Source organism: Comamonas sp., assembly GCF_036666375.1.
Lineage (GTDB): Bacteria > Pseudomonadota > Gammaproteobacteria > Burkholderiales > Burkholderiaceae_C > Comamonas.
In genome coordinates this window covers 55,020-76,641 of record NZ_JAVWWA010000004.1, presented here as the reverse complement: position 1 = coordinate 76,641, position 21,622 = coordinate 55,020, and the positions used below count along the sequence as shown (strand labels likewise).

Below are 21,622 nucleotides of genomic sequence, written 5' to 3'. Positions count from 1 at the left end.
CATTGTCGCGTGCGGGACCGGCCTCGCGCAGCAGTGGTTTCGCCTGCTTGTCGCATGGGTGTCTGCGCCGCGGGTGGGGTGCGCGCATTCCAAGGGAAAACCCCGGGGGTCGAGCACGCGCTCATGCGCCGTGGAAAAATGGCCCAAAACCGCCGCCCCGTGTGGCTTTCGAGCCTTGTATGCCAAAATTCACCCAGGGGGAGCTGCTTGTGAAAATTTGTTATACGTTCGGAGGGGTTGGGCTGTTCGCGCTGTCATTGACCGCGTCAGCACTGTCTCTGGGACAGAGCCAGGGCCAGGTGGTGTTGGGCGCGCCGCTGGATCTGGTGTTCCAGTGGCAACCGGACGCCGATATGGATGCCGCTTCTTCCTGCGTGCGCGCCGATGTGCTGCTGGGCGAGCGGCGCATCGACGCCAGCCGCGTGAACATCACGCCCTTGGCACGCCGCGCCGGCCTGCCGGCCTCGGTACGGGTGCGCGCCTCTGTCGTCATCGACGAGCCCGTGGTCGTGGTCAAGCTGTCGGCCGGCTGCCAGGGCCAGACTTCGCGCAGCTATACATTTTTTGCCGAATTGCCCGAAACGGTGGCCGCCAGCGGCGCGGCGCTCGATATCAGGCAGTTGAGCGAGCTGTCGCCACCGCCCGCCATTGCACCGCCTGCGGAGCGTGCGCGTGCGTCCGCCCCAGCCCGCCGCGCCGAGCCCGCAAGCCGGCCCACGGCCAGCGCGAATCCTCCCCAGGCCCCCGCCGAGCCACGTCCGCGCAAGCCCGCACCCAAACCCAGCAAGGCCCCGGCCGCGCCTGCACCGACCGTCGCCGCCGCGGGCGAATCAGGCCTGCGCATGGAGCCGCGTCTGCGCATCGACTCGCGCCTGCGCATGGAGCCGGTCGAAAACTGGACCGCACCCGCTGCCGGCGCGGCGGCCCTCACCGTGCCTGGTGCCCCGGCAGCGCCCGCTGCAGAAGGTGTTGCGGCCGTGCCCGATGTCACATTGCCTGCGGTTGCTCCGGAGGCGGATCAGCGCGTGCTGGCGCTTGAAACCCAGATCCAGTCCATGAAGGCGCGCGAGGCCAGCCAGAACGCGAGCCTGGCGCGCATCAGCACCCAGCTCGAGGCCTTGCAGGCCGAAAAGGAACAGGGCAGTCCCTGGACCTTGCCGCTGCTGGCCGCGCTGGCGATCGCGCTCGCGCTGCTGGCCTGGCTGCTGCTGCGCCTGCGCAACCTGACGCAGGCGGCCGCGAACAGTTGGCGCGATTCCGGTGATGGCTACGTGGCCGCGATGCCTGACGCCGCCGCTGGCGACACGGCTTTCGGCAGCGCCGTGCCGTTCGTTGCCCCGGCCGCCAGCGCTGCCACGCCGCCGGTCGCGGCCGTCGATGTGCGCCAGGACGAGATCACGACCGAATTCGGTCTTTCCGCATTCGGCGCTTCGGCAAGCGCCGATGCAGCGGCGTTGGCGCAGCAAAAGCCGCGCGCCGTGGTCAAGCCCGAGGAGCTGTTCGACGTGCGCCAGCAGGCCGAATTCTTCACCTCGGTGGGCGAGTACGAACAGGCGATTGCCGTGATGCGCAAGCACATTGCCGAGCATGAAGACTCGTCGCCGCTGGCTTATCTCGAGTTGCTGGGGCTGTTCTATCAGCTCAGCCGCAAGACCGAATACGAGGAGCTGCGCCGGCAGTTCGAGCAGCACTTTGCGGCGCGCGTGCCGGAAATGGCGCAGTTCGCCCAGCGTGGCCGCTCGCTGGCGCATTACCCGGATTTGCTCGCCAACATCGAGGCGCTGTGGCCTACCGAGGAGGTCGGCGATCTGCTCGAAAGCTATCTGTTCCGCCAGCCGGGCCAGGACCTGCTGTTCGACCTCGAAGCGTTTGATGATCTGCTGCTGCTGCAGGCCGTGGCGCGCACCACGCCGGCGCGCGCGCGCGGCGAGACCGCGGGCCGGGTGCGCACCACGCCCGCAGTGGCCCCCGACGATACGCCGCCGGCATCGGTGACGGCGACCGCGCTGGCCGCGGCAGCCGCAGTGCCCGCAGCGGGCGCAGTCGCGGCGCCAGTCGAGCAGCCCTGGGCGACGCTGGACCGCTCGCATGCGTCCGCACCTCCGCTGGTGCCGCTGCCCGAAGCGCTGGAAACTCCCGAGCTGTCGCTGGAGATCCCTTCGCGCTTCGATGTGCCCGAAGGTCCTTTCGCACGCGCCGAGCCGTTGAGCCCGGACGCGGCCGGCGCAGATGCGCCCGCGGCGTCGTCGCTGCTCGACATCGACCTGAGCGATGTAGGCCGCTGGCAGCCGCTGGATCTGCCGGCCGTCGAGCCCTTGCCTTTCGATCTGGAGGAGTTTCCCAAGCGGCCCATCGTTGGCTCGCCCGTGGACCAGAGCGTGGGCTTCAATGCCATGGACCCCAAGCAGTCGCTGCCTGCAGACCTGGAGCTCACGCCCTGGGAAGAGGAGTCATCGCCCGACAGCATCTTCTCTGCCTGGAACGCGGCGCGCACCGACCGGGTGATCGCCAAGCCTGTGGTGGACGAAGACAAGAAGGACAAGCCCGAAGCCGGCAACGGTCCGGGCTGAAGCGGCGGCCGCCGTGACCGCCGCTGGTTTCAGCGCCAGGCGGCCTGCAATGCCTGCGCCTGGGCTTCGGGGTCCGGCGCGTTGACCAGCGCGCGCACCACGGCGATCGAGCCCGCGCCCGTGGCCAGCACTTCGGGAAACTGCTCGGCGCTGATGCCGCCAATCGCCACCAGCGGGTATTGGCGCATCAAGCGCACATAGGCCGCGAGCCGCGCCACGCCCTGCGGCGCGGTCGCCATGCGCTTGAGCGTGGTCGGAAACACCGCGCCCAGCGCGATGTAGCTGGGGCGCACTGCCTGGGCCCGCACCATCTCTGCGTAGCCATGGGTGCTGACGCCCAGGCGAACGCCGGCCGCGCGCATCGCATCGAGCGCGGCGGCCGGCAGGGCGTCCAGGTCTTCCTGGCCCACATGCACGCCATAGGCGCCGGCGTCGAGCGCCGCCTGCCAGTGGTCGTTGATGAACAGCAATGCGTCCGTGCCCTGCACAGCCGCCACGGCAGCCTGGACTTCACGCGTGATCGCCTGGGCATCTTCCGATTTGAAGCGCAGTTGCACCGTGGGTACGCCGGCGCGCGCCATGCGGCCCACCCATTGCGCGTCGGGCAGCACGGCGTACAGGCCCAGCGACCGCGGGCAGGCTGCAAACGCCGGGGGCAGGGCGGCGTCGGCCGCAATCAGGCCGAAGTCGCGTCCGTCATCGGGCCAGTGCGCGGCGTCGAACTGCCCCGTGCGCTCGGTCTGCGCCTGCCAGGCGCGCGCCAGGCATTCGGCGTCCACGGCGATAAAGCCCAGCTGCGAGCAGGCCTGCAGCGCCGCGAGATACGCGGGCTCGCTGCGCGTGGCGGGCGGCACGGGCTGGGGCGGCAGCGCGCTGCGGTCGCTGCCTTCGGGCGCGAACGCCGCGGCGTGGTGGTCCAGAATCGATTGCGCCAGGGCGGCGGTGTCGGTGGTGGTCATTGCGTCTCCTGCTTCAGGGGCCGTCGTGGTGCCAGAACGGCGTTCCCAGCACCGGAGTGCTGGGCTGGGCCGACTGCTGCTCGGCCATCGCGCCCGCATGCCAGGCCGCGCGGCCTGCATGCGTGGCGTCGGCAAACGCACCGGCCATGGCCACCGGATCCTGCGACAGCGCCACGGCGGTGTTGAGCAGCACGCCGTCGAATCCCCATTCCATCACCTGGCAGGCATGCGAAGGCCGGCCCAGGCCGGCGTCGACGATCATCGGCACCGTGAGGCGCTCGCGCAGTGTCTGCAGCGCATAGGGATTGACCGGGCCGCGGCCCGTGCCTATGGGCGCGGCCCAGGGCATCACGGCCTGGCAGCCGACATCGACCAGGCGCTGGCACAGCACCAGATCTTCGGTGCAGTAAGGCAGCACCTGGAAGCCGTCCTTGATCAGGATGGATGCGGCTTCGACCAGATTGAGCGTATCGGGCTGCAGCGTGTAGTCGTCGCCTATCAGTTCGAGCTTGATCCAGGGCGTGTCGAACACTTCGCGCGCCATCTGCGCCGTGGTCACGGCTTCCTGGATGCTCAGGCAGCCCGCGGTATTGGGCAGCACGGGCACGTCCAGGCGGCGCAGCATGTCCCAGAAGCCTGCGCCGGTCTCGGCGGCCTGGCTGCCCTGGCGGCGCAGCGAGGCCGTGAGCATGGCGGGGCGCGAGCGCTTCACTGCGGCTTCGAGCACGGCCGGCGAAGGATAGCGCGACGTGCCCAGCAGCAGGCGGCTGTGGAAGGTCTGGCCGTAAAGGACCAGTGGATCGCTGTCGGAGGAAGTGGTGGTGTTCATCTTGGCAAACTCGGTGAATTCAGTGGATCAGCCGCCGGTCACGGGCGACACGACTTCGACGCGGTCGCCGTCTTGCAGCGGCCGCGCGGCGTATTGCGCGCGCGGCACGAACTGGGTGTTGACGGCAACGGCATAGGGCGGGCGCAGCGCCTGCAGCGCCAGGGCCTCGGCCAGGCTCGCGCCCTCGGGCAGGGCCAGCGGCTGTTGGTTCAGAAGAATGTTCATGGGGCAGTTTCCGGCAGGAGGGGACTCACTGGTGCACGGGCACGTCGAAGCGCCGCGCCAAGGCGGAGTCACCCGTGGTCAGCAGTTCCAGCACCACGTCGAGCAGCGCCGGAGAAATCATGAAGCCGTGGCGGTACAGACCGTTGACTTCGAGCACGCGCTGCGACAGCCGGCGCACGGCGGGCAGATTGTCGGGCAGCGTGGGGCGGCACTGGCTGGCGATCTCGACGATGCGCGCTTCGGCAAAGCCAGAGTGCACGGTATAGGCCGCGCTCAGCAGCTCCAGCGTGGAGCGCACGCTCGCGGGCGACATGTCGTCGGACTCGATCTCGGTCGCGCCGATCACGAACAGATGGTCTTCCTTGGGCGCGATGTACAGCGGATAGCGTGGATGCACCAGCCGCGTGGGCCGCTGCAGCGTGACTTCAGGCGCATGCACGCGCACCACTTCGCCGCGCACGCCACGCAGCTGCGGCCAGGCCGTGCGCGCGCCCAGGCCGCGGCAGTCGAGCACCCAGTCGGGCTGGCCCGGCTGGCCGGGCGCGAAGTCGCTCAGTTCCTTGGGCGTTTCCCAATGCATTTGCACGCCCAGGCGCTCCAGCGTGGCCAGCAGCGCGGCCAGCAGCTGGCGGTTGTCGAGCTGGCCTTCGCCCTGCAGGTACACGCCTTGCGTGAAGCGCTGGGTGGTCGCGGGCTCGATCGCGTGCAAGTCCTGGCCCGACAGCGTCTGCAGCGCGGGCAGGGAGTCGTTGATGCGCCGGTTCTTCTCGAACAGCGCGCACAGGCGCTGGGCGTCGCTGGCATCCTGGCGGTGCCACAGCACCAGCGTGCCGTTCTGCTGGAAGTACACATGGCCGTCGAGTTCGGCAATGATCTGCGGCCAGCGGCCCAGCGCGTGCTGGCCCATGCGCACCACGCCCGGTTCGGTCACGGCCGACTCGGCCAGCGGCGCGAGCATGGCCGCGGCGACGCGCGCGGCCGCGCCATCGGCCTGCGGGCCATGGGCGTCGTAGAGCGCAATCTGGTGGCCCTGGCGTGCGAGCGAGCAGGCCAGCAATCGGCCCATGAGACCCGCGCCCAGAATGGCGATGCGCGAGGAAGGTTGTAGGCAAGGCATGGGAAATCCCGTCGATAAGTCCCGTCAATACGGCAGGGACAAAAAAGGCGTGACCACGCTTTGCAGGAAACTCCCCACGCCAGTATGACCTGGATCGGGTAGCGGGGCGGCAGCACAGGCTGCGGTTGGGTGCCCCAGGGTGTTTCTCAGTCGCGCATCGCGGTCATGGCTGCGCTGGGCAACCTGGCCGGCAATGGGACACCCCTGTTTCGTCCGTTGAAGTCGAATTACAGCACAAGCGGCGCGACCCCGGCGGCAGGGCAGGAGTTGCGCTGGCGCGCAGGAGGGCCAGAATGGGTCCAACCGCTGACAAACCGAAGTTCAAATGCCCGTTTACCACCAGACCATAGGCGTGCGCCGCCATGTCTTCGACAGCCTCGCGCAGTTGCTCGCGCGCGCTTCGCCCGAGCGCTCGGGCGATCAGCTCGCGGGCCTGGCCGCGCAGTCGGCCGAGGAGCGCGTCGCGGCGCAGATGGCGCTGGCCCAGGTGCCGCTGGCGCAATTCCTGCAGGAAGCGTTGGTTCCCTACGAGTCCGATGAAGTCACGCGGCTGATCATCGACGGCCACGACGCGGCCGCGTTTGCGCCCGTGGCCGGAATGGACGTGGGCGGCTTGCGCGACTGGCTGCTGTCGGATGCGGTCGACGGCGCCGTGCTGACGGCGCTCGCGCCCGGCCTCACGCCCGAAATGGTGGCCGCGGTCTCCAAGCTGATGCGCAACCAGGACCTGATCCAGGTCGCGCGCAAATGCCAGGTCACCACGCGCTTTCGCAACACCATAGGCCTGAGCGGGCGCTTGTCGACGCGGCTGCAGCCCAACCACCCGACCGACGCCGCGGCCGGCGTTGCTGCCAGCGTGCTTGACGGCCTGATGTACGGCTCGGGCGACGCGACGATAGGCATCAACCCGGCGAGCGACAATGTTCCCCAGGTCATGCGCCTGCTTGAAATGCTCGACGCGGTGATACAGCAGTACGGCATTCCCACGCAGTCCTGCGTGCTCACGCATGTGACCAACACCTTGCAGGCGATGGAGCGCGGCGCGCCCGTCGATCTGGTGTTCCAGTCGATTGCCGGCACCGAGGCCGCGAACCGCAGCTTCGGCATAGACCTGGCGCTGCTGGCCGAAGCCCACGCTGCCGCGCTGTCGCTGCAGCGCGGCAGCCTGTTCGCGGACGGCCAGCGCGGGGCCAACGTGATGTATTTCGAGACCGGCCAGGGCAGTGCGCTGTCGGCCAATGCGCACCACGGCTGCGACCAGCAGACCATAGAGGCGCGCGCCTATGCGGTGGCGCGGCATTTCAATCCGCTGCTCGTCAACACCGTGGTCGGCTTCATCGGGCCAGAATATCTGTTTGACGGCAAGCAGATCATCCGCGCCGGTCTCGAGGACCACTTCTGCGGCAAGCTGCTGGGCCTGCCCATGGGCTGCGACATCTGCTACACCAATCATGCGCAGGCCGACCAGAACGATATGGACGTGCTGCTGACGCTGCTGGGCGTCGCGGGCTGCACCTTCGTGATGGGCATTCCGGGCTCGGACGACGTGATGCTCAACTACCAGACCACGTCGTTCCACGACGCGCTCTATGCGCGCCGCGTGCTCGGGCTGCGCCCCGCGCCCGAGTTCGAGGCCTGGCTGGAGCGCTCGGGCATCTTCGTGCCCGGCGCGCAGGCGCGGCTCGCGGATGTGCGCCACGGCCCGTTTGCGCATCTGCTGACATGAAGGAGAACCGCATGGACAGCGCCGTCACCGCCAACCCCTGGGAACAACTGCGCCGCCACACGCCGGCGCGCATCGCGCTGGGGCGCAGCGGCATCAGCATTCCTACCGCGCAGCAGCTGGCCTTCCAACTGGCGCATGCGCAGGCGCGCGACGCCGTGCACCGGTCGCTGGACATGCGCCTGACCGCCGGCGCCATCGAGGCGCTGGGGGTGCCCACGCTGGTTGCGCACAGCGCCGCGCCCGATCGCGCGAGCTACCTGCAGCGCCCCGATTGGGGGCGCGAACTCGATGACGCCTCGGCCCAGGCGCTGCAGGCCGAGCGCGGCGCGCCGCCCGATCTGGCCATCGTCGTCGCCGACGGCCTGTCGGCGCTGGCGGTGGAGCGGCATGCGGCGCCGTTTCTGGCGGCCTTGCTCGGCGAGCTGCAGGCCGATGCACCGGCGTGGCACCTGACGCCTGCGGTATTGGCCCAGCAGGGCCGCGTAGCGATAGGCGACGACATAGGCGAGCGGCTGGGCGCGCGCATGGTGATGGTGCTGATCGGTGAACGCCCGGGCCTGAGCTCGCCCGACAGCATGGGCATCTACCTGACCTGGGCGCCGCGGCGCGGGCGCAGCGACGCCGAGCGCAACTGCATTTCAAATGTGCGGCCCGAAGGCCAGGACTACCCCGAGGCCGCGCGGCGTGCCGCCTGGCTGCTGCGCGCGGCGCGCGCCGGCGAACGCACGGGTGTGGCGCTCAAGGACGAAAGCGCGCCGTTGCGGCGGATCGAACAGGACGAAGCGTCTGATTTCACGCTGGCGCGGCGCGAATAGCCCGCGGCGACACGGCCCTTGGTTTGGGACGGGAAGGGCGCCGGATGCGCCATAATTTTCCCATGACAATCCCTCATTCGGCGCAATCCGCCCAGGCCGCCTCCAACCTGCCAGCTTCGGCCCCTGCGCGCTACCTGCGCGTGCTCTCCATTGCCGGCTCCGACAGCGGTGGCGGCGCGGGCATTCAAGCCGATCTCAAGACCTTCAGCGCGCTCGGCTGCTTCGGCATGACGGCGATTGCCGCGATCACCGCGCAGAACACCTGCGGCGTGCGTGCCATCCACGCCGTTCCCGGCGACATCCTCAAGGCGCAGATCGATGCTGTGGTGCAGGACATAGGCGTGGACGCCGTCAAGATCGGCATGCTCGCCACGCCCGAGACCGTGCGCGTGGTGGCCGACGCGATACGCAGCTACCAGCTGCCCCATGTGGTGCTCGATCCCGTGATGGTGGCCACCAGCGGCGACCGCCTGGTCGCTGCCGAGACCGCCGATGCGCTGGTGCGCGAGCTGTTTCCGCTGGTCGAGCTGATCACGCCCAACCTCGACGAAGCCGGCTGGTTGCTGGGTCAGCCCATTGCCGGTATCGAGGCGCTGGACGCCGCGGCGCGCCAATTGCTGGCGCTGGGCGCGCCGGCCGTGCTGCTCAAGGGCGGACATCTGCCCGGCGATTGGGTGGTCGATCTGCTGGTCGACGCCGATGGCGTGAGCCACCGGCTGGAATCGGCGCGCATCGTGACGCACAACGGCCATGGCACGGGATGCACGCTGTCGTCGGCGATTGCGGCCGAACTGGCATCGGGCGCGGCGCTGCCCGATGCGGTGGCGCGCGCGCGCAGCTACATTCTGGGCGCGATCGCCGCGGGCGCCGATGTGCGCACCGGCAGCGGTCATGGACCGCTGAATCACGGCTATGCGCCGCGCGCGCAGGTCATTGTGCGCGGCTGAGCGCCGGTTTTACCAGCCCCAGCCAAGGCTCTTTGCGATCCAGCCCTGCTGGCCATTTTCGCGCCGTACCTGGGCCCAGCGTCCCGATTTCTTGACCGTGCGCACGACTTCATGCTGCTCCAGCGTGGCGACGCGCTTGAACTTCGTGCCCGGGCCCGAGCGCATGTTGGCCGTGCGCGCGGTGATCACCATGTGCGGCGTCTTGGCCGTGAGCGGGGCATGCACCCAGCCCAGGGTGGATTCGAAGTCGCGCACCTTGAGCCACTTGCCCTGGCGCTGCGTGACCTGCAGCGGATAGCCCCGGCCCAGCTCCCACAGCGTATCGGAGCGGGTGTTCGGTTTCTCGCGCACGTTCACCGTGGAACCTTTGATGCTGACGAATTCGGCGGCGCTGGCTGCGGCGGGCGCGAGCGCGCCCAGTGCAAGGCTGGCAGCGGCGATGAAATGCGAGAAACGGCGGGTCAAAGACAGCACGGGAGCAGCTCCAATCAGATAGGTCAGGGGTGGAAAAAGCCTGTCTGAGTCCATGCCTGAACGCGAAGTTCCAGGAAAAATCAAAAAAGAGAGCTAGAAATCATTGCTGCAAATGAGAAGTTCAGTTAATTTAGGATTGATAGGTCCATTCTATAAAGTTTCGTTGCTATCAATTTAGCTAGCACTCCTACGCGAAGGGTGGGGCGATGAAGCGGCTTTCGCCGCGCTGTCTGTTGCATCGCCGCACCGCCAGCCAGGATTGCATCCAGCTGCAGCATGCCTTTTTGGACGCCATGCGCGCGCGCGCGTGAAAGGCGGGGCAGCGACTTGCCGTTGGAAATGACTTTTACGTTATCTCGTCAGCCGCGCCACAGGCATTGCCCTGATGCGTTCATCTCCAGCCTGGCTCAGCCCGCTTCACGCTCGGGTCGAGGGTCTTTGATGGGCGGTGCCGTGGCCGGGCTTGGTGGAGGATCGCCAATCGGCATCTCTCCAGGAGATTCGGTGGGAACCGAGGGGGATGTGGGTGGATCGACAGGTTGCGGTCGGTGCATGGAATTTCCTTGCTGGCTTGATGAAACGCAGTGCAGATATTGCAAACAATGCTAGGTATTCTGAGAATAGCAAGCCACAAATGAAACTGTATGAAACTTACGCCCACGTTGCTCGACAGCCCTCCTGAGAATCTGTTAGAAATAGCATATTGACGACTATTCGTAACCAACTCGGACGAACTCGGCTTACATTCAAGGAGGTCAGCTTGTTTTACGAGTTTGAGCGCCGTGCAGTCGCTTTTCTCAAGCGCATAGAAAACATGGCGCCTTGCACTTCGCGGCAGCAGGCTTACAGCAGCCTGCTCGCGCACTGGCACGCGGTCGAATCCAACTACCACGACGACCAGGCTTATCTGGATGGCTTGCTGCACACCCAGATGTCGGCGGAAAATAACTGGCATTGCCTCGACAGCAACCCCTGCTATTGGCAAAGCCCCAGGGCGCCGCAGTTGCGCATTTACATCCATGACGATGGCGCCATCGTGATTCAGCGCCTGGGAGGCACGCGCGAAGACCGCATTCTGTTCGCGCTCAATTCGGCGCAACCCGTTTTCCACGCTGCCAAAACCGAATCGCAAGGCGAGGGTTTTGCCAATGCCGTGCAATGCGCGGCAGTTCCATCGTCCGAATCATCATTATCCAAAATGTAGCCAGCGCATGCGCTGTGCGCATGGACTACGCTTGCGCGGCCTGCGCGCCGGCCCGGCCGCGGCGCCTGGGCGATTAACTTGAAGGCCTAGTCATCAGCCCAAGGAGAATGGCCATGGAAAACAGCGTCAAGGACTGCGTGCACGAAATGATTGCCTATGACGATGCGCGCGCAAGCGCACCGTACGAGCATTGCCTCACCGCGGCCGCGGGCCTGGGTCTGGTGCTGTGCGCGCTGCGCGCGCAGGGCCGCGGTCGCGCGGTGCTGCATGCCACGCTGGCCGGCATCCTGCTGGCGCGCGCCGCGGCCGGCACCGACGGCCTGCGCAAGTGGGCCGACATTCCGCGGCCCTGAAGCCTGGCTGCGCGCCGCGCGCGCCTCACGCCGGGGTCAGGTAGCGCTCGGCTGCGTGCGCCTGCCGGATATCCGACATCAGGCCCTGGCGCGCGCCGTCCAGCGCATCCCAGCGCGCCGCGACATGCAGCGGCGGAATCGTGACCAGCTCGCGGCGGTCGAAGCCCGCCAGGGCCGCATCGACGAGCTCGCCGACTTCCATGACTTCGGGCAGGGCGTTGATGTCGATGCCTGAGCGCTGCCAGATTTCGGTGCGCGTCGCCGCGGGCAGCACCGCCTGCACATAGACGCCCTTGGGTGCGAGTTCCATGTGCAGCCCTTGCGACAGGAACAGCACAAAGGCCTTGGTCGCGCCGTAGACCGTCATTCCCAGCTCCGGCGCAAAGCCCACCACCGACCCGATGTTGACGATGGTGCCCGTGCCGGCCTGCGCAAAGCGCGGCGCGACCGCGGCCGCCAGGCGCGCTGGCGCCGTGGTGTTGAGCGTGACCAGGCGCTCGATGCTTTCGCCGGTCTGCTGCAAGAAGCTGCCCGTCTGGGCCATTCCCGCATTGTTGATCAGGATGCCTATGCGCGCGTCCTCGCGCAGCCGCGCCTCGACAGCGGCCAGATCGGCGGACTCGGTCAGGTCGGCTTGCAGCACGGCCGCGGTAACGCCATGTTCTTCCTGCAGACGTTTGGCCAGCGCATCGAGGCGGGTCTTGTCGCGCGCAACGAGCACCAGATCATGGCCGCGGCGGGCAAAGCGCTCTGCATAGGTTGCGCCTATGCCGCTGGAGGCGCCGGTGATCAGAACGGTGGGTGTGGAGGTCATGGTTGCTTCCTTGAAAAACAGGGGAAAAGAGCTGTCTCGGCTGTGATACATTTGCAGCTACAATAATTGTATATGCAATCATATGCGAAAACGGAGCCCCGCAATGCAGCCCACTTCCAAAACTCCTCTCCCAGCCGATCCCGCAACCGCCAAGGCGACTTATGCGCTATGGCTGGTGCTGCTTGCCGCGGCCGGCACGTTCGCGCTCACCATGGGCGTGCGCCAGACCATGGGCCTGTACCTGTCTTCGGTGAATACGTCCACGGGCCTGGGCGTCGCCAACATCAGCCTGGCATTCGCGTTCGGCCAGCTGTGGTGGGGGCTGACCCAGCCTTTCGCGGGTGCGATCGCCGACCGCGTGGGCACGGCGCGCGTGCTGATCGCGGGCATGGTGCTGATCGCCATCGGCACGGTGATCACGCCGCTGATGACCACCACCTGGGGGCTGATCCTGGCCATAGGTGTGCTGGCCGCGGGCGGCGCGGGCATGGCCGGGCCGTCGGTGCTGATGGCCGCAAGCACGCGCATGGTGCCGGCGGCGCGGCGTGGCATGGCCACGGGCATTGTCAATGCGGGTGGATCGTTCGGACAGTTCGCGCTGGCGCCGGTGGCCATGGGTTTGACGGCCTCGCTGGGCTGGGCGGCTTCCATGCAGTGGATGGGCGTGCTGGTGCTGCTGGCGCTGCCGGCGGCGTGGATACTCAAAGGCAATTCCAATGCCATTGCCGCGGCCGCCGCGAGTGCATCGGGCGTGGCCGTGCTCAGCGCGCGCCAGGCGCTGGCGCGCGCAGTCGCCACGCCCAGCTACGGCCTGCTCGCGGCGGGCTTCATGGTCTGCGGTTTCCATATCGCCTTTCTCGCCACGCATCTGCCCGGAGTGATCGAGAGCTGCGGCATGCCGCCGGCGATTGCCGGCTGGGCGCTGGCCCTGATCGGCCTGTTCAACATCGTGGGCAGCCTGGCCATGGGCTGGGCCGTGGGGCGCTGGCGCATGAAGTCGCTGCTGTCGCTGCTCTATGCGGCGCGCGGCCTGGCCGTTCTGGCCTTCGTGCTCGCGCCCAAGACGCCGGCCGTGGTGCTGGTCTTTGCCGCGGTGATGGGGGTGACGTTTCTGTCGACGGTGCCGCCCACGGCAGGGCTGGTGGCGAAGATGTTCGGACCGGCGAACATGGCGATGCTGTTCGGCGTGCTGATGCTGGCCCACCAGATTGGCGGCTTCTTCGGCGCTTTTCTCGGCGGCCAGGTCTTCCAGGCCACGGGCAGCTATGACTGGGTCTGGTATGTTGACATTGCGCTGGCCGCGGGCGCGGCGCTGATCCATCTGCCGATTCGCGAGGCGCGTCCCGCCCGTCTCGCTGCAGTCTGAGAAAAGCTTGCGGCAGAAACAAAAAAAGCGGCCTGGGCCGCTTTTCTTGTATTCAACGCAGGCGTTGGTCGCGTTTACTCGACCTTGGCCTTGGCGCGCAGGCTTTCCTGGAACTGGATCACCTTTTGCTGTTCCAGTTGCTGGGCAACCTGTGGCTTGACGTCTTCGAGCTTGGGCAGCTCGGCCTGGCGCGTGTCGTCCAGGCGGATCACGTGGTAGCCGAACTGGCTCTTGACCGGAGTCTGGGTGTAGCTGCCTTTTTGCAGCTTGATCATGGCTTGCGTGAACTCGGGCACATAGCTGTTGGCATTGGCCCAGTCCAGATCGCCGCCGCGCGCGCCCGATCCCGGATCCTTGGATTGCTTCTTGGCGATCTCGGCGAAATTGCCACCCTTCTTCAGCGAGGCAATGATGGCCTTGGCTTCGTTTTCGGTGGGCACCAGGATGTGGCTGGCGCGGTATTCCTGGCCCTGGTTGGCGGCGACGAACTTGTCGTACTCGGCCTTGATTTCTGCGTCGGTCACCGGGTTCTTGGACTTGAAGTCTTCGAACAGCGCGTTGATCAACACGGACTGGCGCGCGAGTTCCATTTGCGTCTTGTATGCGGGCGAAGCTTCCAGGCCCAGGCGGCTGGCTTCCTGCTGGAAGATTTCGCGGGCGATGACTTCTTCCTTGATCTGGCCTTCGATTTCCGGGGAGATGGGACGACCCGAGCGCTCGATCTGCTTCTTGAGGATTTCCACGCGTTCCTTGGGAACGGGTTTGCCGTTGACGACGGCCAGATTTTGCGCCGAAGCGCCCAGGGCAGCACCACCCAAAACGGCAGCCGTCACCAGGCTGGACAAGAACTGTTTATTCATGCGAAATTCCGAAAGAAAAAAGAGGTACGTTTCAGTGTTCAACGTTGCCATGCCTCAACAGGCATGCATGTAGTCAAAGCACTTCAATGGCGATGGCATGAACACCCTGGTCAATGAAGTCTTGCAGCGCATCATACACAAGGCGATGGCGTGCCACGCGCGATTTGGCGGCAAATCCGGGGGCCGCAATGCGCACCCGGAAATGGGTGCCAAAGCCGGTGTCGTTGGCGCCCACATGGCCTGCATGCTGGCTGCTTTCATCGATGACTTCAAGCTGCGTGGGTGCCAGCTGCGCGCGCAGCGCAGCGGCCATGGCGTCGGCGCTGATGGGGGGCAGGGCGCTCATGGCAGTTCCTTGGCCGCGGCGTCGGCGTCTTCCTTGAGATAGCGGCTCAGGTACAGCGCCTGGGCGACCACGAACACCAGCATCAGGCCCATGCCGCCGAACAGCTTGAAGTTGACCCAGGTGTCGGTGTCGAAGTGGAAGGCGATCCACAGGTTCAGCGCGCCCATCACGGCAAAGAACGCCGCCCAGGCCCAGTTGAGCTTGAGCCAGACAGGCTCGGGCAGCTGCAGCTGCGCGCCCATGACCGAGCGCAGCAGGTTCTTGCGGAAGATGAGCTGGCCCACCAGCAGCGCGCCGCCCATGAGCCAGTACAGCACCGTGGGCTTCCACTTGATGAAGGTCTCGCTTTCGGCGAGCAGCGTCGCGCCGCCAAACAGCACGATCACCCCCAGGCTCACCCATTGCATGGGCTCGACGCGGCCGTTGCGCACGCGCAGATACGCGATCTGCAACACCGTGGCCGCGATCGCCACCGCTGTGGCCGTGTAAATGCCCCAGACCTTGAATGCCACAAAGAACAGGATGATGGGAAAGAAGTCGATCAGTAATTTCATGGGGCTGGGGGCCAGAGAGGGAAATGGCAGGGACCGCTGCTGCAGCGGCCCGGATTCGTTACGTGCCGGGCGTGAAGTCCAGCGACGCCGAGTTCATGCAGTAGCGCAGGCCTGTGGGCTGTGGTCCGTCTTCGAACACATGGCCCAGATGGGCGCCGCACTGCGCGCAGACGGTTTCGGTGCGGCTCATGCCGTGGCTGTGATCGACAATTTCGCGAATGGTTCCGGGAATGGCCTGCGAAAAGCTGGGCCAGCCGCAGCCCGCGTCGAATTTGGTGTCGGCCGAGAACAGCTTGGCGCCGCAGCAGATGCAGTGGTAGCTGCCGTCGGCCCAATGCTGCTCGTATTTTCCGCTGTACGGCCGCTCGGTGGCCGCGTGGCGGGTGATCTGGTAGGCGCCGGGCTCGGCCCCTTTCTCCTGCAGCACGGCGTGCCACTGGGCGTCGGTTTTCTGTATGGGAAAGCTCATGATGAACAGCTGATGGCGATGGATGAAGCCCATTCTGGCGCAAATCCGGACCATTGCGCGTGTTCGGGGTGGATGTCGTAAGGGCGTTCGAGCACCTGGAGCAACTGCTGCAGCACGCTGAAGTCGCCGGCGCTGGCTGCGCGTATCGCGAGTTCGCCCAGATGATTGCGCAGCACGTAGCGCGGATTGCTGGTGCGCATCACCGCGACGGCGCTGCCGGCTTCGCTTTGCACCAGCCGTTCCGAATAGGCCAGCAGCCAGCCGTCCCAGCCTTCGCGGTCGAGAAACAGGTCGCGCACGGGCGTGAAATCGCCCGAGTCCACGGCATCGGTCAGGCGCAGCCAGAACACGGTGTAGTCGACGCGGCTCGCGGCCAGCAGGCCCAGCAGTTCTTCAATCAGCGCGCCGTCGCTTTCGCTGTGGCGCGTGTCGTCCTGGCGATGTACCAGGCCCAGTTTTTCGCGCATGCGCGCGAGAAACGAGAGCGCGTAGACAGTCTTGTAGGGGGCAAGCGCCGCGAGCGCGGTTTCCTGGTCTTCGATCAGCGGCATCAGCGCCTGGGCCAGGCAAAACAGGTTCCAGTAGGCGACCTGGGGCTGGCGGTTGAACGCATAGCGGCCCTGGGTGTCGCTGTGGTTGCAGATATGGCCGGGATCGAAGGTGTCGAGGAACTGGAACGGACCGTAGTCTATGGTCAAGCCCAGAATGCTCATGTTGTCGGTGTTCATCACGCCATGGCAAAAGCCCACGGCCTGCCAACGGGCCAGCAGCTCGGCCGTGCGCTCGCTCACCGCCTGCAGCAGCGCGGCGTAGGGGTTCTTGGCGCCGCGGCAGGCAGTGTAGTGATGGTCGATCACATGGTCGGCGAGCGCGCGCAGTTCGGGAATCTGGTCGCGCGCCGCGAAATGTTCGAAGTGGCCGAAGCGGATGAAGCTGGGTGCGAAGCGCGTGACCACGGCCGCGCTTTCCGTGGTCTCGCGCTGCACGGGCAGCGGCGAGCCGGTCACGCACAGCGCACGCGTGGTCGGGATTCCCAGCGCGTGCATGGCTTCGCTGCAGAGGAATTCGCGGATGCTCGAGCGCAGCACGGCACGGCCGTCGCCGCCGCGCGAGTAGGGCGTGCGGCCCGCGCCCTTGAGCTGGATTTCGAGCTTGCGCGCGGTTTCGCCCAGCAGGATGGCGCGGCCGTCGCCCAGCTGTCCGGCCCACAGGCCGAACTGGTGGCCGCTGTAGACCGAAGCCAGCGGCTGGCTGTCCGCGAGCAGCTGGTTGCCGCTGAACGCCTGCAGCGCTTCGTCGCTGGCGAGCCACTCGGGCGCCAGTCCCAGTGCCTGGGCCGCAGGGGCGCTGACCCCGACCCAGTAGGGCGAGGGCACGGGCGTGGGCTGCAAGTGCGTGAAGAAGGCCGGGCCCAGCGCGGCAAAGCCGGGCTGCCAGCCCCAGTCGGGGCTCGAGGCGGGTTCGGGACGCGCAGTGTCGTTCGGATTCATGGTGGCAATTGTCGCCCAGTGCGCCGTTCCGGGTCGGCGTCAGGCCTTACCACGGGTGCACCATCGGCGCGGAACATTGGTGACAGTGCGCATGGGCGGCGCGGAAATCGCGCGGTAGGATGGCGCGATATACATCTGGAGACCATTCATGCTGGGATTGATGCAGAGCCAACCGTTGCTGATTTCGTCGCTGATCGATTTCGCTGCCCGCCATCATGGCGATGCGGAAATCGTCTCGCGCCGCGTCGAGGGCGACATCCACCGCTACACCTACCGTGACCTGTCGGCGCGCTCCAAGCAGCTCGCCAACGCGGTCGAGGCCCTGGGCGTGGCGCCGGGCGAGCGTGTCGCGAGCCTGGCCTGGAACGGTTACCGGCACATGGAGATGTATTTCGGCGTCAGTGGCGCAGGCCGCGTGCTGCACACCATCAACCCGCGTCTGCATCCGGACCAGATTGCCTGGATCGTGGGCCATGCCGAAGACAAGGTGCTGTGTTTCGACCTGACTTTCCTGCCGCTGGTGCAGGCCGTGCATGCCAAGTGCCCGACGGTGCAAAAGTGGGTGGCGCTGTGCGACGCCGACCGCCTGCCCGTGGACTCCGGCATCCCGGGCCTGAGCAGCTACGAGGAATGGATAGGCGCGCAGTCTTCGGAGTATGTCTGGCCGCAGTTCGACGAGAACACCGCGTCGAGCATGTGCTACACCAGCGGCACCACGGGCAATCCCAAGGCCGCGCTCTACAGCCACCGCTCGACCACGCTGCATGCCTATGCGGCGGCGCTGCCCGATGTGATGAGCATTTCCGCGCGCGACGCCGTGCTGCCCGTCGTGCCCATGTTCCACGTCAACGCCTGGGGCGTGCCGTACTCGGCGGCGCTCACGGGCGCCAAGGTGGTGTTCCCCGGCCCGGCGCTCGACGGCAAGTCGCTCTATGAATTGATGGAAGCCGAAGGCGTGACCTATGCGGCCGGCGTGCCCACGATCTGGCAGATGCTGCTGGGCTACATGCAGCCCAACGGACTGCGGTTCAGCAGCCTCAAGCGCACGGTGATCGGCGGCTCGGCCTGCCCGCCCGCAATGATCCGCACGTTCCAGGATGAGTTCGGCGTCGAGGTGCTGCATGCCTGGGGCATGACCGAGATGAGCCCGCTGGGCACGCTGTGCACGCTCAAGAACAAGCAGCTCGCGCTGCCGGAGGCCGAGAAGATGAAGATCCTGCAGAAGCAGGGTCGCGCGATCTATGGCGTCGACATGAAGATCGTAGACGGCGACGGCAAGGAGCAGCCCTGGGACGGCAAGAGCTATGGCGACCTGCTGGTGCGCGGTCCGTGGATCATCGACAGCTACTTCAAGGGCGAAGGCAGTCCGCTGGTCTACGACGCGCAGGGCCGTGGCTGGTTTCCCACGGGCGATGTCGCGACCATCGATGAGGACGGCTTCATGCAGATCACCGACCGCAGCAAGGATGTGATCAAGTCGGGCGGCGAATGGATCAGCTCGATCGACATCGAGAACATCGCCATGGCCCATCCGGCCGTGGCCATGGCCGCCTGCATAGGCATGTTCCACCCCAAGTGGGACGAGCGCCCCATCGTCGCGGTCGCACTCAAGGCCCAGGCCGTGGTCACGCGCGAGGAACTGCTGCAGTTCTTCGACGGCAAGACCGCCAAGTGGCAGATTCCCGATGACGTGGTGTTCGTCGACGCGATTCCGCTGGGCGCGACCGGCAAGATGCTCAAGACCCGGTTGCGCGAGCAATTGGCGGGGTACAAGCTGCCGGGGCTTTGAGCGGCGCGGTCGGCAGATACCGGCCCTTCGACAGGCTCGGGGCGAACGGCGTTCCGGGCGTGGTGAGTAAATCCGTTCGGGTGGCGTGCTGAGCCCGTCGAGCGGTTGTTGGCGAAGCCTGATTCCTCCGAATCAGGCTTTTTTATGGGCTTTTTGCCTGCCTGTCGACAGGTAGTTTTACCTCTCAAGCACGGCGGTTTTTTGCGAACCGTTGGCACCCAGTCACCTAAGCGATAGCGGCTAGGGCAATCCCCATCCAGACGTCCAAGGTAAGCCGCTACGCTGCACTTGCTCATCCACCAATAAGGAGACAAACAATGAAGTTCGCTTTCAAGGCAGTGACGGCAGCGGTGATCCTGGCGAGTGCGGGCGGGGCAATGGCCCAGCAGGGGGAGACGGTCAAGATTGCCTGGCTTGACCCGCTTTCGGGACTGATGGCGGCGCTGGGTTCGAACCAGCTCAAGAGCTTCCAGTTCCTGGCCGAGGAGTTCAGCAAGAAGAACGCCGCGGGCGTGAAGTTCGAAGTGATAGGCATCGACAACAAGCTCAGCCCGCAGGAAACCACCAGCGCGCTGCGCTCGGCCATGGACCAGGGCGCGCGCTACGTGGTGCAAGGCAACGGCTCGGGCCCGGCACTGGCCATCATGGATGCGCTCGAAAAGCACAATGCGCGCAACAAGGGCAAGGAGGTCGTCTACCTCAACTACGCGGCGGTCGACCCCGACCTGACGAACAGCAAGTGCAGCTACTGGCACTTCCGTCTGGACGCCGACACCTCGATGAAGATGGAGGCGCTGACCACCTACATGAAGGACCTTCCCGACGTGAAGAAGGTCTACCTGATCAACCAGAACTACGCCCACGGCCACCAGGTGTCGAAGTACGCCAAGGACATGCTCAAGCGCAAGCGTCCCGATGTGGAGATCGTCGGCGACGATCTGGCGCCGCTGGCCCAGGTACGCGACTTCTCGCCCTACATCGCCAAGATCAAGCAATCGGGCGCCGACTCGGTGATCACCGGCAACTGGGGCTCCGATCTGGCGCTGCTGATCAAGGCGGCGAACGACGCGGGGCTGAACAACGTCAAGTTCTATACCTATTACGCGATTGCCACGGGCGCGCCCACGGCCATGGGCGCGGGCGCGGCGGGCAAGGTCTATGCGGTGGGCTATGGCCACCTGAATCTGCCCGGCGACATCGGTCGCATCGTCACCGACTTCAAGAAGCGCTTCAACGACGACATGTACACGGCCTCGGTCTACAACGCCTACGCGATGCTCACCGAGGCTTTCGTGCGCGCCAAGTCGACCGATCCGGTGAAGGTCGCGGCAACGATGGAAGGCATGAAGTTCAAGGGCTTCAATGGCGAAGTCGAAATGCGCAAGAACGACCACCAGCTGCAGCAGGGCCTGTTCATCACGCGCTGGGAAAAGACCGATGCCAAGTACCCCAAGGACTCGGAAAACACCGGCTACACGCTGGCGCCCGTGAAGTACTACGAGCCCTACGTGGCGAGCACGCCGACTTCCTGCGACATGAAGCGCCCTTCGTGATCTCCGCGGTCTGAGGCGACGCTGAAGGGGCCGCGCGCCGGCCCCTTCTTTTCCCCGGTTCTTTCTCTGGGTCTTGCGATGAATCCTGAATTTTTGACGATCTCGCTGCTCAACGGCGTCAGCTACGGGCTGCTGTTGTTCATGCTGAGCTCGGGCCTGACGCTGATCTTCAGCATGATGGGCGTGCTCAACTTCGCCCACACCAGTTTCTACATGCTGGGCGCCTACTTCGCCTATACGCTCAGCGGCGTGGTGGGCTTCTGGCCTGCGCTGTTCATCGCACCCCTGCTGGTCGGCGCGCTCGGCGCGCTGTTCGAACGCTACAGCCTGCGCCGCGTGCACAAGTTCGGCCATGTGCCCGAGCTGCTGGTCACGTTCGGTCTGTCCTATCTGGTCCTGGAAATCGTGCAGCTGGTCTGGGGCCGCGGCACCGTGCCCTATGCCTTGCCGCCGCAGCTGCAAGGCCCGCTGTTCACCCTCTACGGCACGCAGTTTCCCAAGTCGCGCTCGTTCGTGATGCTGGTCGCGCTGCTGATGCTGCTGGCCGTGTGGCTGATGCTCACGCGCACCCGCATCGGCCTGGTGATACAGGCCGCGCTCAAGCACCCCGAGATGGCGCAGGCGCTGGGCCACAACGTGCCGCGCGTGTTCATGCTGGTGTTCGGCGGCGGCTGCGCGCTTGCCGGCCTGGCCGGCGTGATCGGCGGCAACACCTATGTGACCGAGCCGGCGATGGCCATGTCGGTGGGTTCGATCATCTTCGTGGTGGTCGTGGTCGGCGGCATGGGCTCGCTGGCCGGCGCCTTCCTGGCTTCGCTGCTGATCGGCATCGTGCAGAGCTTCGCCGTCGCGCTGGATTACTCGCTGGTGCATTTCTTCGGCTCGCTGGGCGCGAAGATCACCGACCAGACGTTCGGCTACCCCGTGCTCAAGCTGACGATTTCCCAGGTCGCGCCCATCCTGCCGTACCTGTTCCTCGTGCTGATCCTGATTTTCCGCCCCAAGGGCCTGCTTGGCACCCGGGAGGACTGAGCCATGAACACTTCTTCGACCTCCTTGCCGGCCCGCAACGGCGTGGCGCCACAGCGCCCCGCGGCTGCGCCCCCGGCCTACCGCTTCAAGCCGCTCAATATCGGCCGCTTTGTCGTCTGGTCGCTGTTTG

Annotated in this window: 21 protein-coding genes; 10 read left to right on the top strand and 11 right to left on the bottom strand. The window is 66.2% G+C overall.

Translation table 11 applies throughout. The annotated features are described in order from the left end of the window. Positions 1–209: 209 nt before the first annotated feature. On the top strand, positions 210–2,570 hold the full coding sequence (locus RR928_RS01815; RefSeq protein WP_332681302.1) for a hypothetical protein: 2,361 nt from the start codon (positions 210–212) through the stop codon (positions 2,568–2,570). Between the two features lie 29 nt (positions 2,571–2,599). Here the strand turns inward: RR928_RS01815 and thiE are convergent, their stop codons facing one another. Genes thiE through RR928_RS01795 form a run of 4 tightly spaced genes read right to left on the bottom strand, consistent with a single transcriptional unit; the run spans position 2,600 to position 5,700 of the window. Then, positions 2,600–3,529, bottom strand: coding sequence for a thiamine phosphate synthase (gene thiE / locus RR928_RS01810; RefSeq protein ID WP_332548609.1), 930 nt, complete (start codon positions 3,527–3,529; stop codon positions 2,600–2,602). 13 nt (positions 3,530–3,542) lie between these two features. Continuing rightward, positions 3,543–4,358, bottom strand: coding sequence for a thiazole synthase (locus RR928_RS01805; protein WP_332538004.1), 816 nt, complete (start codon positions 4,356–4,358; stop codon positions 3,543–3,545). Positions 4,359–4,385: 27 nt separating this feature from the next. Continuing rightward, positions 4,386–4,583, bottom strand: coding sequence for a sulfur carrier protein ThiS (gene thiS / locus RR928_RS01800; protein ID WP_332538003.1), 198 nt, complete (start codon positions 4,581–4,583; stop codon positions 4,386–4,388). Between the two features lie 25 nt (positions 4,584–4,608). Beyond that, a complete protein-coding gene (locus RR928_RS01795; RefSeq protein WP_332548611.1) occupies positions 4,609–5,700 on the bottom strand; it encodes an FAD-dependent oxidoreductase in 1,092 nt (363 codons plus the stop codon). A 325-nt stretch (positions 5,701–6,025) separates the two neighbouring features. On the opposite strand from RR928_RS01795, the gene RR928_RS01790 reads away from it, so the two are divergent. The 3 genes from RR928_RS01790 (at position 6,026) to thiD (ending at position 9,188) form a co-directional block, all read left to right on the top strand. Continuing rightward, positions 6,026–7,426 carry an ethanolamine ammonia-lyase subunit EutB gene (locus tag RR928_RS01790; RefSeq protein WP_332538001.1) on the top strand — a complete coding sequence of 467 codons (1,401 nt, stop codon included), beginning with the start codon at positions 6,026–6,028 and terminating at the stop codon, positions 7,424–7,426. Positions 7,427–7,437: 11 nt separating this feature from the next. Next, positions 7,438–8,241 (top strand): ethanolamine ammonia-lyase subunit EutC, encoded by an 804-nt coding sequence (gene eutC / locus RR928_RS01785; RefSeq protein WP_332538000.1) that lies wholly within the window; start codon positions 7,438–7,440, stop codon positions 8,239–8,241. Positions 8,242–8,303: 62 nt separating this feature from the next. Next, entirely contained in the window at positions 8,304–9,188 is an 885-nt protein-coding gene (thiD, locus tag RR928_RS01780) for a bifunctional hydroxymethylpyrimidine kinase/phosphomethylpyrimidine kinase (RefSeq protein ID WP_332681298.1), read from the top strand. Between the two features lie 9 nt (positions 9,189–9,197). Here the strand turns inward: thiD and RR928_RS01775 are convergent, their stop codons facing one another. Beyond that, positions 9,198–9,662 carry an SH3 domain-containing protein gene (locus RR928_RS01775; RefSeq protein ID WP_442881504.1) on the bottom strand — a complete coding sequence of 155 codons (465 nt, stop codon included), beginning with the start codon at positions 9,660–9,662 and terminating at the stop codon, positions 9,198–9,200. Between the two features lie 760 nt (positions 9,663–10,422). Here RR928_RS01775 and RR928_RS01770 point away from each other — a divergent pair. Both RR928_RS01770 and RR928_RS01765 read left to right on the top strand, forming a co-directional pair. After that, positions 10,423–10,866: a hypothetical protein gene (locus RR928_RS01770; protein WP_332681296.1), complete on the top strand. Its 444-nt coding sequence runs from the start codon at positions 10,423–10,425 to the stop codon at positions 10,864–10,866. A gap of 113 nt (positions 10,867–10,979) precedes the next feature. Next, positions 10,980–11,219: a hypothetical protein gene (locus RR928_RS01765; RefSeq protein ID WP_332537997.1), complete on the top strand. Its 240-nt coding sequence runs from the start codon at positions 10,980–10,982 to the stop codon at positions 11,217–11,219. 25 nt (positions 11,220–11,244) lie between these two features. On the opposite strand, the gene RR928_RS01760 is transcribed toward RR928_RS01765, so the two are convergent. Next, positions 11,245–12,033 (bottom strand): SDR family NAD(P)-dependent oxidoreductase, encoded by a 789-nt coding sequence (locus tag RR928_RS01760; RefSeq protein ID WP_332537996.1) that lies wholly within the window; start codon positions 12,031–12,033, stop codon positions 11,245–11,247. 103 nt (positions 12,034–12,136) lie between these two features. Between RR928_RS01760 and RR928_RS01755 the strand changes: the two genes are divergently transcribed. After that, positions 12,137–13,399 carry an MFS transporter gene (locus RR928_RS01755; protein WP_332548616.1) on the top strand — a complete coding sequence of 421 codons (1,263 nt, stop codon included), beginning with the start codon at positions 12,137–12,139 and terminating at the stop codon, positions 13,397–13,399. Between the two features lie 74 nt (positions 13,400–13,473). On the opposite strand, the gene RR928_RS01750 is transcribed toward RR928_RS01755, so the two are convergent. The 5 genes from RR928_RS01750 to RR928_RS01730 form a co-directional block, all read right to left on the bottom strand. Next, complete coding sequence (locus tag RR928_RS01750; protein WP_332548618.1) at positions 13,474–14,259, bottom strand: peptidylprolyl isomerase; 786 nt, start codon at positions 14,257–14,259, stop codon at positions 13,474–13,476. A 73-nt stretch (positions 14,260–14,332) separates the two neighbouring features. Then, complete coding sequence (locus RR928_RS01745) at positions 14,333–14,605, bottom strand: BolA family protein (RefSeq protein WP_332537993.1); 273 nt, start codon at positions 14,603–14,605, stop codon at positions 14,333–14,335. Continuing rightward, a complete protein-coding gene (locus RR928_RS01740; RefSeq protein WP_332681293.1) occupies positions 14,602–15,159 on the bottom strand; it encodes a septation protein A in 558 nt (185 codons plus the stop codon). The genes RR928_RS01745 and RR928_RS01740 overlap by 4 nt, the downstream gene beginning before the upstream one ends. Before the next feature lie 58 nt (positions 15,160–15,217). Beyond that, positions 15,218–15,628: a peptide-methionine (R)-S-oxide reductase MsrB gene (gene msrB / locus RR928_RS01735; protein WP_332537991.1), complete on the bottom strand. Its 411-nt coding sequence runs from the start codon at positions 15,626–15,628 to the stop codon at positions 15,218–15,220. Next, positions 15,625–17,118 (bottom strand): protein adenylyltransferase SelO, encoded by a 1,494-nt coding sequence (locus RR928_RS01730; RefSeq protein ID WP_332548620.1) that lies wholly within the window; start codon positions 17,116–17,118, stop codon positions 15,625–15,627. The genes msrB and RR928_RS01730 overlap by 4 nt, the downstream gene beginning before the upstream one ends. Before the next feature lie 148 nt (positions 17,119–17,266). Between RR928_RS01730 and RR928_RS01725 the strand changes: the two genes are divergently transcribed. From RR928_RS01725 to RR928_RS01715, 3 genes are all read left to right on the top strand, one after another. Then, a complete protein-coding gene (locus RR928_RS01725; protein ID WP_332537989.1) occupies positions 17,267–18,907 on the top strand; it encodes a 3-(methylthio)propionyl-CoA ligase in 1,641 nt (546 codons plus the stop codon). A 317-nt stretch (positions 18,908–19,224) separates the two neighbouring features. Further along, the gene (locus RR928_RS01720) at positions 19,225–20,460 is read left to right on the top strand and encodes a branched-chain amino acid ABC transporter substrate-binding protein (RefSeq protein WP_332537988.1); all 1,236 of its coding nucleotides are present in this window, start codon (positions 19,225–19,227) and stop codon (positions 20,458–20,460) included. A 78-nt stretch (positions 20,461–20,538) separates the two neighbouring features. Then, positions 20,539–21,492: a branched-chain amino acid ABC transporter permease gene (locus RR928_RS01715; protein ID WP_332537987.1), complete on the top strand. Its 954-nt coding sequence runs from the start codon at positions 20,539–20,541 to the stop codon at positions 21,490–21,492. The last annotated feature ends 130 nt before the right edge of the window (positions 21,493–21,622 follow it).